This window comes from Sphaerotilus sp. (assembly GCF_041083715.1).
Lineage (GTDB): Bacteria > Pseudomonadota > Gammaproteobacteria > Burkholderiales > Burkholderiaceae_C > Sphaerotilus.
Map to the genome: position 1 here is coordinate 1 of NZ_JBFPGY010000042.1, position 13249 is coordinate 13249.

The following is a 13249-nucleotide window of genomic DNA, read 5'->3' on the forward strand; positions in this document are numbered from 1 at the left end:
TGGCGGTGCCGCCAAACTTCTTCGACAGCACGGTCGTGATCGCCGCCGTCAGCGTCGTCTTGCCGTGGTCCACGTGACCGATGGTGCCGACGTTGACGTGCGGCTTGGTACGGACAAACTTTTCCTTTGACATGATTTCGCGCTCCCGAGGGCGTTCACTACAATGGATTGGACAGACGATGCATAAAAGTGGTGCCCATGACGCGGATCGAACGCGTGACCTCTCCCTTACCAAGGGAGTGCTCTACCACTGAGCCACATGGGCATCGACACGGGTCTGAATGCATGAAAACAAACACACAGACCGGTATCGACACTATCAACACCACTACAAATTTATACTTTTAACCCGACAACACTGGAGCGGGAAACGGGAATCGAACCCGTGTCATTAGCTTGGAAGGCTAAGGTTCTACCATTAAACTACTCCCGCCCGATCGAGCCCACAGACTTTTTTGCTTTGCAGCAAAAGCAATCCGCCATCTCAATGCTGTTCGCTGGTGGAGGAGGCTGGATTCGAACCAGCGTACGCTTTCGCGGGCAGATTTACAGTCTGCTGCCTTTAACCACTCGGCCACCCCTCCTGGGCGAGCCATAGACTTTAACAAAGCTGTTTTCTCACCGCAAGCACTTTCTGCAGTTTTTTCTTTACTCAACACTGAACCGGTCGGTCCAGACGCCAGTCGATCGGCGCACAGCTCTGCGTGGTCAGCCAAGCGTTGGCCGTGCTGAAAGGGCGGCTGCCGACAAACGGCACCGGCGGGCGCCGTGCCGCCAGCGGGGAGGGATGGTTGGCCGCCAGGATCAGGTTGGCACCACCGGCCTGCCCGATGCGTGGCCCCTTGGCTTGGGCATGCACACCCCACAGCATGAACACCTTCGGATGCGGCTGCGCGGCAACACGGTCGATCAGCGCATCGGTCAACGCCTGCCAACCCAGCTTCGCATGGCTGGCAGGCCGGTCTCGCTCGACGGTGAGGCTGGTGTTGAGCAGCAGCGCGCCCTGCCCCGCCCAGGCACGCAGACTGCCGGACACCGGCAAGGCCAGCCCCAGATCCGCCGCCAGTTCCTGCCGGATGTTGCGCAGGCTCGGCGGAATCTTCACCCCGTCGGCCACCGAGAACGCCAGTCCCTCGGCCTCGCCTGGCCCGTGGTATGGATCCTGGCCGAGGATCACCACCCGCACCTGCTGCGGCGTCAGCGCCTCCAGCGCACGCAGCGGCCGTGCCGGATAGACCTCGGCCCCGGCCGCCACCCGCGCATCGACGACCCGGCACAGCGCCGTGCCACACGGACTGGCGACAAACGCCGCGACCAGATCCGTCCACCCAGGCGCCACGTCCGCCAGCGCCTCGGCCAGCGGGCGCGTCAAGCGGTTGTCGACCATCAGCGGAACAGCTCGGCCAGCGCCACACCTGGATCGGCTGCGCGCATGAACGCTTCGCCGACCAGGAACGCATGCACCTGCGCCGCCCGCATCCGCACCACGTCCTGCGGCCCGAGGATGCCGGACTCGGTCACCAGCACCCGGTCCGGCGGCACATCGCCGAGCAGGCCCAGCGTGGTGTCCAGCGTCACGTCGAAGCTGCGCAGGTCGCGGTTGTTGATGCCCACCAGCGGCGTCTTCAGCCGCAGCGCGCGCTGCAGTTCCTCGCCATCGTGGACCTCGACCAGCACGCTCATCCGGTGCGCCAGCGCCACCGCCTCCAGATCGGCCATCTGCGCGTCATCGAGACACGCCGCGATCAGCAGGATGCAGTCCGCACCCATCGCGCGGGCCTCGTGGACCTGGTACTCGTCGACCATGAAGTCCTTGCGCAGCACCGGCAGCGCGCACGCCGCCCGCGCCTGCAGGAGGTACTCGGCCGCGCCCTGGAAGTACGGCGCGTCGGTCAGCACGCTCAGGCACGCGGCGCCGTGGCGCTCGTAGCTCTGCGCGATCTCGGCCGGGCGGAAGTCGGGGCGGATCACGCCCTTGCTCGGGCTGGCCTTCTTGATCTCGGCGATCACGGCGGGCTGCGCCGCGGCGATCTTCGTACGCAGCGCGGCCTCGAAATCGCGCACATCGGTGCGGCTCTCCGCCTCCTCGCGCAGCGAGGACAGCGAGCGCCGCGCACGGGCCGCGGCCACCTCCTCGTGCTTGGTGACGACGATGCGGGCAAGGATGTCGGGGACACCGGGGGGAAGGGTTCGGCTCATGCTGCGGCCAGCTCCTGCGTGCGGGTGACGAATTGCTGCAGGCGCGCGGCGGCCTGGCCATTGGCCAGCACCTCGCGGGCACGCTCGATGCCCTCGGCCATGGTCGGGGCGACGTTGGCGGCGTAGAGCGCCACGCCGGCGTTGAGCATGACGATGTCGCGCGCCGGACCGGGGGCGTTGTCGAGCACCGCTTGCAGGAGTGCGCGCGACTGTGCGGGCGTCTCGACCTTGAGCGAGCGGTTGCTGGCCATCGTCAGGCCGAAGTCTTCCGGGTGGATCTCGTACTCGCGGATCTCGCCGCCGATCAACTCGCCGACCCGCGTCGCCGCACCGAGCGACACCTCGTCCATGCCGTCGCGGCCATAGACGACGACCGCGTGCTCGGCGCCCAGGCGCTGCAGCGCGCGCACCTGGATGCCCACGAGGTCCGGATGGAACACGCCCATCAGGATGTTCGGTGCCTCGGCCGGGTTGGTCAGCGGGCCGAGGATGTTGAAGATGGTCCGCACGCCGAGTTCGCGCCGCACCGGGCCGACATTCTTCATCGCCGGGTGGTGGTTGGGGGCGAACATGAACCCGATGCCGGTGTCGGCGATGCACTGCGCCACCGCCTGCGGCGACAGCGTCATCGGCACGCCCAGAGCCTCCAGCACATCGGCGCTGCCGGACTTGCTGGAGACGCCGCGGTTGCCGTGCTTGCTGACGCGCGCGCCCGCCGCCGCCGCCACGAACATCGAGCAGGTGGAGATGTTGAACGTGTGCGAGCCGTCGCCGCCGGTGCCGACGATGTCCACGAGGTGCGTGCGGTCCGTGACGCTGACCTTGACCGCGAACTCGCGCATCACCTGTGCGGCAGCGGTGATCTCGCCGATGGTCTCCTTCTTGACGCGCAGGCCGACCAGCAGCGCCGACACCATCACCGGCGACATCTCGCCGCCCATGATGCGGCGCATCAGCGCCAGCATCTCGTCGTGGAAGATCTCGCGGTGCTCGATGACGCGGGTCAGGGCTTCGGTGTCGGTGATCAGCATGTGGACTCCAGGAAGTTCTTCAGCATGGCGTGGCCGTGCTCGCTGAGGATGGATTCGGGGTGGAACTGCACGCCCTCGATCGCCAGAGTGCGGTGGCGCACGCCCATGATCTCGCCGTCCGCGCTGGTGGCGGTGATGACCAGATCCTGGGGCAGCGTGGCGCGCTCGATGGCCAGCGAGTGGTAGCGCACGACGTCGAACTGCCGCGGCAGTCCGGCGAAGACCCCCTGCTGGTCGGTGGTGATGGTGTCGAGCTTGCCGTGCATCTGCACCTGCGCCCGGACGATGTGGCCGCCCAGCGCCGCACCGATGCTCTGGTGGCCCAGGCACACGCCGAGGATGGGCAGCTTGCCGGCAAAGTGGCGGATGCTCTCGATGCAGATGCCCGCCTCCGCGGGCGAGCACGGCCCCGGTGACAGCACCAGCCGATCGGGCCTGAGCGCCTCGATCTCGGCGATGGAAAGTTCGTCGTTGCGGTGCACCCGCACGTCCTCGCCGAGTTCGGCGAAATACTGGACGAGGTTGAAGGTGAACGAATCGTAGTTGTCGATCATCAGCAGCATGTCGGTTCTCCTGCGGGGCTCTGGCTCAGAAGCCTTGTTCGACCAGCTCGGCGGCGCGCAGCAGCGCCCGGGCCTTGTGCTCGGTCTCTCTCCACTCCATCTCGGGCACCGAGTCGGCCACCACACCGGCCGCGGCCTGCACGTACAGGGTACCGTTCTGCACGATGCCCGTGCGGATGGCGATCGCCACATCCATGTCCCCCGCGAAACTGAGATAGCCGCAGGCACCGCCGTAAATGCCGCGCTTGACCGGCTCCAGTTCGTCGATCAGCTCCATCGCCCGGATCTTGGGCGCACCGGTCAGCGTGCCGGCCGGGAAGGTGGCGCGCAGCACGTCCATGTTGCTCGTGCCGTCCTTGAGCAAGCCCTCGACGTTGCTGACGATGTGCATCACATGCGAGTAACGCTCGACGACAAACGCTTCCGTGACCTTGACGCTGCCGGTCCTGGCGATGCGGCCGATGTCGTTGCGGGCCAGATCGATCAGCATCAGGTGCTCGGCACGCTCCTTCGGATCGGCCAGCAGCTCGGCTTCGGTCACCTTGTCGTGCTCGGGACTGGTCCCGCGCGGACGGGTACCGGCCAGAGGGCGGATCGTCACCTTGTCGCCGTCGGCCGTGTGCTCGTGGCGGACCAGGATCTCGGGCGAGGCACCGACGATCTGGAAGTCACCCATGTCGTAGAAGTACATGTACGGCGACGGGTTGAGCGTGCGCAGCGACCGGTACAGCGACAGCGGCGAGGCGCTGTAGCGCTTGCTCAGGCGCTGTCCGATCTGCACCTGCATCAGGTCGCCTGCGGCGATGTACTCCTTGCTGCGGTGAACGGCGGCGAGGTAATCGGCCTGGGCAAAAGGCCGCTCGACCGGCTGCGGGGGCGTGGGCTCCACCACCGGTGCCACGACCGACTGGCGAAGCCGCTCGTTCAGCGCCGCCAGCCGGGCCTGGGCGCAGTCATAGGCCTGTGGCAGATGGGGATCCGCGTAGACGATCAGGTAGAGCCGGCCCGACAGGTTGTCGATCACCGCCAGCTCTTCGGTCTGCAGCAGCTGGATGTCGGGGGTGTCGAGGCCACCGGTCTTGTGCACCTTGGACAGCCGCGGCTCCATGTAGCGCACGGCGTCATAGCCGAAGTACCCCGCCAGGCCACCGCAGAAGCGCGGCAGACCCGGACGCAGCGCGACCTTGAAGCGTTTCTGATAGTCCTCGATGAAATCGAGCGGGTTGCCGTCGTGGCGCTCCACCACGTGCCCGTCGGTGACGACTTCGGTGACACCCTGTGTCGTGCGCAGCAGGGTGCGCGCAGGCAGGCCGATGAAGGAGTAGCGCCCGAAGCGCTCGCCGCCGACGACGGACTCCAGCAGGAAGCTGTAGGGCTTGCCCCCGGCGAGCTTGAGGTAAAGGGACAGCGGCGTCTCCAGGTCGGCAAACGCCTCGCTGACGAGCGGGATGCGGTTGTAGCCCTGTTCGGCCAGGCGCTTGAATTCGAGTTCGGTGATCACGGTGTGCGCTCCAGACGGCCCACCGGCATGCTCGCGTGTTGGTCTGGTCGTGACGACGTCAGGGACTCGCGTGCGTGCCGCGGGCCTGGTTGATCTTGATCGGGGGACTCGGCGCGGTGCAGGGAACACGCGCGGCGACAGACATCAGCAGATCGGGTCAGGCGTCGGCTTCAGCGACGCCAGGGCCAGGCTCCCCGGTCTTGCGACCCGGCGGCGTGGCCGATGCTGTGTGTGCGCGAGATGAACATGATGCGGCGCAGTGTAGCAGCGTCACCGCGGCCAGCGTCAAGCACCGCCGTCACGCCACTTTCACAGGACGCACCTAGATTGCAGCGCATGTTCCCGATACGAAGCCGCGTGGTCGGCCTGTGCATGGCCGTGCTGCCCGGCTTGCTGCTGGGGGGTTGTTCGACACGTTCGCTGATCCTGCGGCATGTGGGGGATGAACTCGCGCAGCAGGCGCATGCCCAGAACGGCGAGGACGACCTCGTGCTGGCCCGGGAGGCGAGCGCGTTCTACCTGAAGCTGTCGGAGTCCATCCTGCGACCGCAGCCGGGCCATCTGGCGCTGGCCGAGTCCGTCGCCAGCGGCTTCACCCAATATGCCTACGCCTTCGTCTCCTTCGAGGCCGATCGACGGGAAGCCAGCGACGCCCGCGCCGCACAGGCTCTGCGCGAACGGGCCGCGCGGCTGTACGCCCGCGCCTGGCGCCATGCGCGAACCGCGCTCGAAGCCGATCAGCCGGGCTTCATGGCGGCACTGTCGCAGACCGACCCCGCGCGCTGGCCACCCCTGCGGCCGGAGACCGTGGGCCTGGCCTACTGGGGTGCCGCGGCCTGGGCCGGACAGATCTCGCTGTCCAAGGACCACCCCGACACCGTGGCCGACCTGCCCCTGAGCATCCGGCTGGCCGAGCGGGCCTACGCCTGCGCCCCAGGACACGGCGACGGCGCGCTCGCCAGCCTGATGGGCACGCTGGAGATGGCCCGACCCGGTGGATCGACCGCCCGCGCGCTGGCCTACTTCGACGAGGCCATCCGCCTCGGCCAGGACCACCAGGCCGGCGCCCTGGTCGCCAAGGCCGAAGGCTGGGCACAGACGACCGGCGACAAGACAGTGTTCGCCTTGCTGCTCGGCGAGGCGCTGTCGGTCAGTGCCCGCCACCCCACCCTTCCCAACGAGGCCGCGCGCCTGCGAGCGCAATGGCTGCTTGCCCAGATCGACGATCTGTTCTGACTGACTGTCTGCCCGCCCAAGAGATGACACCTGATTCAAGATTGCGCCGCCAATGCCTGCTGACGCCCCTGGCGCTGGTAGGCCTGTTCACGCCGCTGGCGCTGCAAGCCGCCCCCCGTTCGCTGCGGCTGGGCACCGTGGCCCCCAAGAACTCGCTCTACCACCGCCAGCTGGTCGAGCTGGCGGAGCTGTGGCGGACCGGCCAGGGCGACGGTGCCAAGGCCCTGGTCTACGCCGACGGCAGCCAGGGCGGCGAGGCCGAGATGGCCCGCCGCATGCGCATCGGACAGCTGCAAGGCGCCCTGCTGAGCGTGGTCGGGCTGCGCGAGATCGAACCGTCGATCGCCGCGCTGCAAAACCTGCCGCTGCTGTTCCGCGACTGGGCCGAAGTCGATCACGTGCGCGAGAAGATGCGTCCGGCCATGGAGAAGCGCTTCCTCGACAAGGGCTTCGTGGTGCTGGCGTGGGGAGACGCCGGCTGGGTGCGCTTCTTCTCGCGCGAGGAGGCGCTGCGCCCGGACGACTACAAGCGCATGAAGTTCTTCGCCTGGGGCTCCGAGCCCGAGCAGCAGGCCATCATGAAGAGCCTGGGCTACACCCCCGTGCCGCTGGAAACCAGCGACATCCTGCCCGCGATCCAGACCGGCATGATCCATGTCGTGCCCTCGACGCCGTACTTCGCGCTGGCCAGCCAGATCTACACCACCGCCAACCACATGCTGGAGATCAACTGGGCGCCCATCGTCGGCGCCCTGGTGCTGACCACCAAGGCCTGGGAAGAGATGTCTCCCGCACTGCAGGCGACCATGCGCGAGGCCGGCGAGAAGGCCGGCGCGGCGCTGCGGACACAGGCCCGCCAGGAAGTGGTCGACGCCGTTGGCGCGATGGCCAGGCGCGGGCTGAACGTGCACCGCCCCAATGCCGAGCAGATGAAGGAATGGCAGGCCCTGGCGGACAAGCTCTATCCGCGCATCCGGGGCACCATGGTGCCGGCCGACACCTTCGACGAGGTCATGGCCCACCTCAAGGCCTACCGCGCCAACCTGGCCCGCCCGTGAGCGCGGCGCCGACCCACGCAGCGCCACCGGGCGCTGCCGGCCCGCGCTGGCCGATCGACCGCCTGGTTGCCAGCGGTGCGCTGGTGCTGATGCTGCTCATTCCCCTGGTCGAGATGGGCGCGCGGCCGCTGCTGGGCCATGGCATCGCCAATGCACCCGTGCTGGTGCAGCACCTGGGCCTGGTGCTCGCCATGTTCGGCGCCGTGGCGGCCGAGCGCACAGGCCACCTCACCACCCTGGCCGGCAACGCGCCCACCACCGGCTGGCGCGGCGGACTCGCCGCCGCCAGCGCGGCGCTGCTGTGCGGCATGCTGGCCCACGCCAGCGCACAGCTCGTGTGGAGCGAGCGCTCTGCCGGCCATGTGCTGGCCTACGGGATTCCGGTCTGGGCGTTCCAGGCGGTGCTGCCGGTCGGCTTCGTCTGGCTGGGCGGACGCCTGGGCCGGCGAGCCGGAGCGGCCAGCGGGCACCGGGCGCTGGCCCTTGCTGCGGCGGTCGTGCTGCCGCTGGCCGGTGCGGGGATGGCCGTCAGCCTGGACGGCGGTCTGCCGCTGCCACTTCCGCTGGTGATCGCAGGGCTGGCGCTGGCGCTGCTGGGCGGGGCACCGATCTTCGCGGTCCTGGGCGGGCTGGCCATGGCCCTGTTCGCCAGCGAAGGGCAGCCCCTGGCCTCGGTGCCGTTGTCGCACTACCAGATCACCGTCAATGCCTCGCTGCCGGCCCTGCCCCTGTTCACGCTGGCGGGGCTGATCCTGGCCCGCACGGGCGCGGCCGGCCGGCTGGGTCAGGTGTTCGTCGCCTTGTTCGGCTCGGGGGTCACGGGCACCGTCATCGCCACGGCGATGCTGTGCTCGGGCTTCACCGCCGTCACGGGCGGCAGCGGCGTCACCATCCTGGCGCTGGGCGGCCTGCTGCTGCCACTGCTGCGCCAGACCGGCTACCCGGAGCGCAAAGGCATCGGGCTGGTCACCAGCGCCAGCGCACTGGGCGTGCTGCTGGCACCGTCGGTGCCCCTGATCCTGTACGCCATCATCGCCCGCGTGCCCATCAACACCATGTTCCTGGCCGGCGTGGTGCCGGCGCTGGTGATGGTGGTGTGCCTGCTGGTGCTCGGCGGCTTCCTGCGCGCTGGCTCAGCCAGAACCGATACAACCGACACACCACCGCCCGATGCCAGCCCGCGCCCCACGCTGGGCGTGGCGCTGTGGCAGGCGCGGTGGGAGCTGCTCGCGCCGCTGGTGGCCGTCGGCTCGCTGGTCAGCGGGCTGGCCACCCCCACCGAAAGCGCGGCCCTGACCGCCGCCTATGCCCTGCTGACCCAGGCCGTGGCCCACCGCGAACTGACGGCACGGGGCCTGAGCGAGGCGCTGGGCCTGAGCGTGCAGGTCATCGGCGGGGTGATGCTGATCCTGGGCATGGCGCTGGGGCTGACCAACTACCTGATCGACGCCGGCATCCCCGACGCCGCCACCGAGTGGGTGCAGCAGGTCATCCCCAACCGCTACCTGTTCCTGCTGGCCTTCAACGTGTTCCTGTTCCTGGCCGGCGCGCTGATGGAGATCTTCGCGGCCCTGGTCGTGCTGGTGCCGCTGCTGCTGCCGGTGGCGCAGGCGTACGGCATCGACCCGGTGCACTTCGGGATCATCTTCCTGGCGAACATGGAGATGGGCTTCCTGTGCCCGCCGGCCGGCATGAACCTCTACTTCGCCTCGGCCATGTTCGACCGGCCGATACGCGAGGTGGCGCGGTCCGTGCTGCCCGCCGTGCTGGCGATCCTGCTGGGGACGCTGCTGCTGTCGTGGGTGCCGGCGCTGGCGCTGGCACTGCCGCAGTGGTGGGCTAGCCGCTGAGCACACCGGACAGTTGATCCAGGCGGCCCACATGGGCCAGCGCCGGCACCGTCCGGATCGGCTCGCCGTGGTTGTAGCCATAAGTCACCAGCACGACCGGGCAGCCAGCCGCCTGCGCCGCCTGTGCGTCGTTGCTGGAGTCGCCGACCATCAGCGTCTGCGCCGGCAGGGTGCCCAGCGCCTTGCAGGTTTCCAGCAGCGGCAGCGGGTCGGGCTTCCTGCGCGCGAAACTGTCGCCGCCGAAGACCACCTCGAAGAACCTGTCGAGCCCCTTGCTCGCCAGCAGCGGCCGGGCCAATGCCGCGGGCTTGTTGGTCAGGCAGGCCAGGCGCAGCCCCGCATCGCGCAGGCGCTGCAGCCCTTCGACCACGCCGGGGTAGACGTCCGAATGTCGGCCGTTGAGCGTGGCGTAATGGCGCTGGTAGGCCGACCACGCCGCGTCGTACAGCGCGGCGTCGCCGCCCACATGGGCCAGCGTCGTGCGGATCAGGTGCTCGCTGCCCTTGCCGACCGTGTGTTCGACGAAGGTGCGGTCGACGACCGGCAGGCCGAGTTCGGTCAGCGTCAGGTGCAGCACCGCGACGAAATCGCCAAGTGTGTCCACCATGGTGCCGTCGAGATCGACAATGGCGGCTTGCAGTGAAGAAAAAGACATCGGTGGGCTGGGCTGGTTTGCAAATGCATCTGCGACCCGGCATTGTGTCAGTGCAGGATTGCATGCATTTTTGCCATTTCATCGCAGATTCGAGGACGGTCAATGCCCGTAGCCTGCCCGTCTGCGCAAGATGATGCCGCACGCGAGCGCCAGCCAGAGGCATGGACCAACCACCGTTGAATGAGCATGCACAGCAACCGCCCGAAGGCCACCTCCGACACCAGCGCGATCGTCCGCCTCTACGGTGCGTTGCTGGTCGTCGCCATCACGGTCGGGGCGCTGGTGACGGTGGTGGCCTTGCGCGACAAGGAAATCGAGGACTGGCGCCACCACCTTGGCAGCATGTCCTACATGCTCACCGAGCACACTTCCCAGACCGTGTTCTCGGCCTTTCTGGTGCTGGACGCCATCACCGAACGGGTCCGGCAGGCGGGCGTGCGGGACGAGACGGAGTTCCGGCAGAAACTGTCCACGGTCGAGATGCACCAGCTGCTGCGCGAGAAGATCCAGGGGCTGCCGCAACTGGACGTGGCGTCCCTCGTCGCGGCCAACGGAGACAACATCAATTTCAGCCGCGCCTACCCGGTACCGCAGATCAATCTGGCGGAGCGTGACTATTTCAAGGTCCACCGCGACCAGCCGAAGCTCGGCGACTACATCAGCACCGCCGTGCGCAACAAGGGCAATGGCAAGTGGACGTTCTACGTCAGTCGCCGGCTGGACGACGCACAGGGGCGCTTTCTGGGCCTCGTGCTCGTGGGGCTGTCCGTCGATGCCTTCACTGGCGTGTACGGGCGGCTGGTCGAGACGCTGGGAGATGGCGCCTCCATCTCGCTCTACCGCGGAGACCTGACGATGCTGGCGCGGGCGCCGCACCTGGACACCCTGATCGGCAGCGTCAACAACTCGGGCACGACCCACCGCGTCATCGCCGAGCGGGGGCAGCAGGACGCCGTGGTCCTGGCCAACACCCCGCGCTTCTCGTCCGGCGTCGACGGGTTGCGCCTGACCGCCGTGCGCAAGGCGACACGCTACCCGCTGGTGGTCTCGCTGGTCGTGCCCGACACCATCTTTCTGGCCGGCTGGAAACGCTCGGTCATCCTGATCGCCGGCATGAGCCTGCTCAGCATCGCCTTCGTCATCGCGGGCATCGGTGCGCTCAGCCGCACTTCGCGCCGACGCGAGCAGACCGAGCGCGATCTGCGCGAGAGCGAAACCAAGTTCCACACCATGGTGGACGGAGCGACCGACTGGGAGTACTGGGTCCGGCCTGACGGTCATCTCCACTACATGACGCCATCGGTCGTGCAGTTCACCGGTTACCACCCCGAAGCGTTCGAGCAGCGACCGGACCTGATCGCCACGCTGGTCCATCCCGACGACCGGGATCTGTGGCGCCAGCGAGTCCACGAGGTGGCCGCACGCGACACCACACCAACCACCGGACAGCCCCTGGACTTGCGCATCGTTCACCGGGACGGCAGCCAGCGCTGGGTCAGCCATGTGAGCCGGCCGGTGCATGGTCCCGGCGGAGACTACCTCGGTCAGCGGATCTCGATGCGCGACATCACGGAACGCAAGGCGTCCGAAACCGAGATCCGGCAGCTCGCCTACTACGACGCACTGACCGGCCTGCCCAACCGCCGCATGTTCATCGACCGTCTGAGCCACACCCTGGCCACCACCGAGCGCAACCAGACACACAGCGCCCTGATGCTGCTGGACCTGGACCATTTCAAGAAGCTGAACGACACCCAGGGCCATGACGTCGGCGACCGGCTGCTGATCGAGGTGGCCCGGCGGCTCTCGCAGGCGGTGCGGGATGCCGACACGGTGGCCCGCCTGGGCGGCGACGAGTTTGCGCTGCTGCTCGACGGACTCGGCGCCGACGAGCCGACGGCCGCCCGCCAGGCAGAGCAGGTCGCCGAGAAGATCCATGCCATCCTGAACCAGCCGTATGCCCTGAACGAGGCCAACGACGACCACCGCAGCAGCCCCAGCATCGGCATGACGCTGCTGTGCGGTCGGGCGACGCCGCTCGACGTGCTGATGAAGCAGGCCGACGTGGCGCTCTACCAGGCCAAGGACGCCGGCCGCAATGCCATCCGCTTCTTCAACCCGGCGATGCAGGCCGCGATCGACGCCCGCATCGCCATGGAAAACGCCCTGCGCCAGGCCCTCGTCCTGGGGCAGTTCCAGCTCCACTACCAGCCGCAGGTCGACACCAGCGGCCGGCGCACCGGCGCCGAGGCGCTGATCCGCTGGATCGATCCGGTCCGCGGCCTGATTCCGCCGGACCGCTTCATCGGTCTGGCCGAGGAGACCGGCCTGATCATCGAGATCGGCCAGTGGGTCCTCGACACGGCCTGCCGGCAGCTCGCGCAGTGGTCGATGGATCCGGGTCTGCAGGGGCTGCAGATCTCGGTCAATGTCAGCGCACGCCAGTTCCACCAGCCCGACTTCGTCGACCGCGTCCGGCGCAGCCTGGCCGCCAGCGGGGCCAACCCGGCGCGGCTGATGCTCGAACTGACCGAGAGCATCGTCGTGGACCGCATCGAGGACGTGATCGACCGGATGGAACAGCTGAGCGCGATCGGCGTGAATTTCTCGCTCGACGATTTCGGCACCGGCTATTCCTCGCTGTCCTACCTGAAGCGGCTGCCACTGGACGAGGTCAAGATCGACCGCTCCTTCGTCCGCGACCTCGTGGACGACAGCAACGACGCCGCCATCGTGCAGGCCATCCTCGCGATGAGCCATTCGCTCGGCCTGCGGGTCGTGGCCGAGGGGGTCGAGACGCTGGCACAGCGCGACTTCCTGCTCCACCACGGCTGCGAGACCTTCCAGGGCTATCTGTTCGGCAAGCCCGCCCCGATCACGCAGTGGACGCAGACGCCCGGCGCAGTGGCGCTGCCGGCCTGAAAACAGGATAGTACGGCCACCCCACACGTCCGCTCACCCGGAGACACGCCATGCGCATCCCGTCGCTTCAAGACCAGGTCGGCCCCGAAGAGTGGCAACTGCGCTGCGACCTCGCGGCGGCCTACCGGCTGGTGGCGCTCCACGGCTGGAGCGACCTCGTCTTCACCCACATCAGCGCCCGCCTGCCCGGCCCGGACCACCACTTTCTCATCAACCCCTACGGGCTGATGTTCG

General features: G+C 68.2%; 12 protein-coding genes and 3 tRNA genes. 5 read left to right on the plus strand and 10 right to left on the minus strand.

Going from position 1 to position 13249, the window contains the following annotated elements:
- From AB3X43_RS02045 to trpE, 9 genes are all read right to left on the minus strand, one after another.
- Window positions 1-133: GTP-binding protein (locus AB3X43_RS02045; protein WP_369428238.1), on the minus strand; the 133-nt coding region annotated here is incomplete at its 3' end.
- Window positions 134-190: 57 nt separating this feature from the next.
- Window positions 191-265 (minus strand) — tRNA-Thr (locus AB3X43_RS02050).
- 94 nt (window positions 266-359) lie between these two features.
- Window positions 360-433, minus strand: a tRNA-Gly gene (locus AB3X43_RS02055).
- Between the two features lie 65 nt (window positions 434-498).
- Window positions 499-584: transfer RNA gene (locus AB3X43_RS02060), tRNA-Tyr, on the minus strand.
- 68 nt (window positions 585-652) lie between these two features.
- Window positions 653-1387 (minus strand): uracil-DNA glycosylase, encoded by a 735-nt coding sequence (locus AB3X43_RS02065; RefSeq protein WP_369428227.1) that lies wholly within the window; start codon window positions 1385-1387, stop codon window positions 653-655.
- Window positions 1387-2199, minus strand: a complete 813-nt coding sequence (trpC, locus tag AB3X43_RS02070; protein WP_369428228.1) for an indole-3-glycerol phosphate synthase TrpC — start codon at window positions 2197-2199, stop codon at window positions 1387-1389. The genes AB3X43_RS02065 and trpC overlap by 1 nt, the downstream gene beginning before the upstream one ends.
- Window positions 2196-3230 (minus strand): anthranilate phosphoribosyltransferase, encoded by a 1035-nt coding sequence (trpD, locus tag AB3X43_RS02075; RefSeq protein WP_369428229.1) that lies wholly within the window; start codon window positions 3228-3230, stop codon window positions 2196-2198. Before trpD ends, trpC begins: the two co-directional genes overlap by 4 nt.
- Window positions 3224-3793: an anthranilate synthase component II gene (locus AB3X43_RS02080; RefSeq protein WP_369428230.1), complete on the minus strand. Its 570-nt coding sequence runs from the start codon at window positions 3791-3793 to the stop codon at window positions 3224-3226. The genes trpD and AB3X43_RS02080 overlap by 7 nt, the downstream gene beginning before the upstream one ends.
- A 25-nt stretch (window positions 3794-3818) precedes the next feature.
- Window positions 3819-5294, minus strand: a complete 1476-nt coding sequence (gene trpE / locus AB3X43_RS02085; RefSeq protein WP_369428231.1) for an anthranilate synthase component I — start codon at window positions 5292-5294, stop codon at window positions 3819-3821.
- Window positions 5295-5630: 336 nt separating this feature from the next.
- Between trpE and AB3X43_RS02090 the strand changes: the two genes are divergently transcribed.
- Genes AB3X43_RS02090 through AB3X43_RS02100 form a run of 3 tightly spaced genes read left to right on the plus strand, consistent with a single transcriptional unit; the run spans window position 5631 to window position 9438 of the window.
- Window positions 5631-6530: a TRAP transporter TatT component family protein gene (locus AB3X43_RS02090; protein WP_369428232.1), complete on the plus strand. Its 900-nt coding sequence runs from the start codon at window positions 5631-5633 to the stop codon at window positions 6528-6530.
- Window positions 6531-6571: 41 nt separating this feature from the next.
- Window positions 6572-7588, plus strand: a complete 1017-nt coding sequence (locus AB3X43_RS02095; protein ID WP_369428233.1) for a TRAP transporter substrate-binding protein — start codon at window positions 6572-6574, stop codon at window positions 7586-7588.
- Window positions 7585-9438, plus strand: a complete 1854-nt coding sequence (locus tag AB3X43_RS02100) for a TRAP transporter large permease subunit (protein WP_369428234.1) — start codon at window positions 7585-7587, stop codon at window positions 9436-9438. The genes AB3X43_RS02095 and AB3X43_RS02100 overlap by 4 nt, the downstream gene beginning before the upstream one ends.
- Here AB3X43_RS02100 and gph read toward each other — a convergent pair.
- Window positions 9428-10093, minus strand: coding sequence for a phosphoglycolate phosphatase (gene gph / locus AB3X43_RS02105; RefSeq protein ID WP_369428235.1), 666 nt, complete (start codon window positions 10091-10093; stop codon window positions 9428-9430). The genes AB3X43_RS02100 and gph overlap by 11 nt on opposite strands.
- Window positions 10094-10273: 180 nt before the next feature.
- Here gph and AB3X43_RS02110 point away from each other — a divergent pair, with 180 nt between their 5' ends.
- Together AB3X43_RS02110 and AB3X43_RS02115 are read left to right on the plus strand one after the other, a co-directional pair.
- Window positions 10274-13015, plus strand: a complete 2742-nt coding sequence (locus AB3X43_RS02110) for a bifunctional diguanylate cyclase/phosphodiesterase (RefSeq protein ID WP_369428236.1) — start codon at window positions 10274-10276, stop codon at window positions 13013-13015.
- Window positions 13016-13065: 50 nt separating this feature from the next.
- Window positions 13066-13249, plus strand: a 184-nt coding sequence (locus tag AB3X43_RS02115) for a class II aldolase/adducin family protein (RefSeq protein ID WP_369428237.1), incomplete at its 3' end; no start/stop codon positions are given.

Bases quoted from the DNA above. Each gene is read 5' to 3' on its own strand.
- trpD (WP_369428229.1), bottom strand. From the start codon at position 3,230: ATGCTGATCACCGACACCGAAGCCCTGACCCGCGTCATCGAGCACCGC.
- AB3X43_RS02110 (WP_369428236.1), top strand. From the start codon at position 10,274: ATGAGCATGCACAGCAACCGCCCGAAGGCCACCTCCGACACCAGCGCG.
- gph (WP_369428235.1), bottom strand. From the start codon at position 10,093: ATGTCTTTTTCTTCACTGCAAGCCGCCATTGTCGATCTCGACGGCACC.
- trpC (WP_369428228.1), bottom strand. From the start codon at position 2,199: ATGAGCCGAACCCTTCCCCCCGGTGTCCCCGACATCCTTGCCCGCATC.
- AB3X43_RS02065 (WP_369428227.1), bottom strand. From the start codon at position 1,387: ATGGTCGACAACCGCTTGACGCGCCCGCTGGCCGAGGCGCTGGCGGAC.
- AB3X43_RS02080 (WP_369428230.1), bottom strand. From the start codon at position 3,793: ATGCTGCTGATGATCGACAACTACGATTCGTTCACCTTCAACCTCGTC.
- AB3X43_RS02090 (WP_369428232.1), top strand. From the start codon at position 5,631: ATGTTCCCGATACGAAGCCGCGTGGTCGGCCTGTGCATGGCCGTGCTG.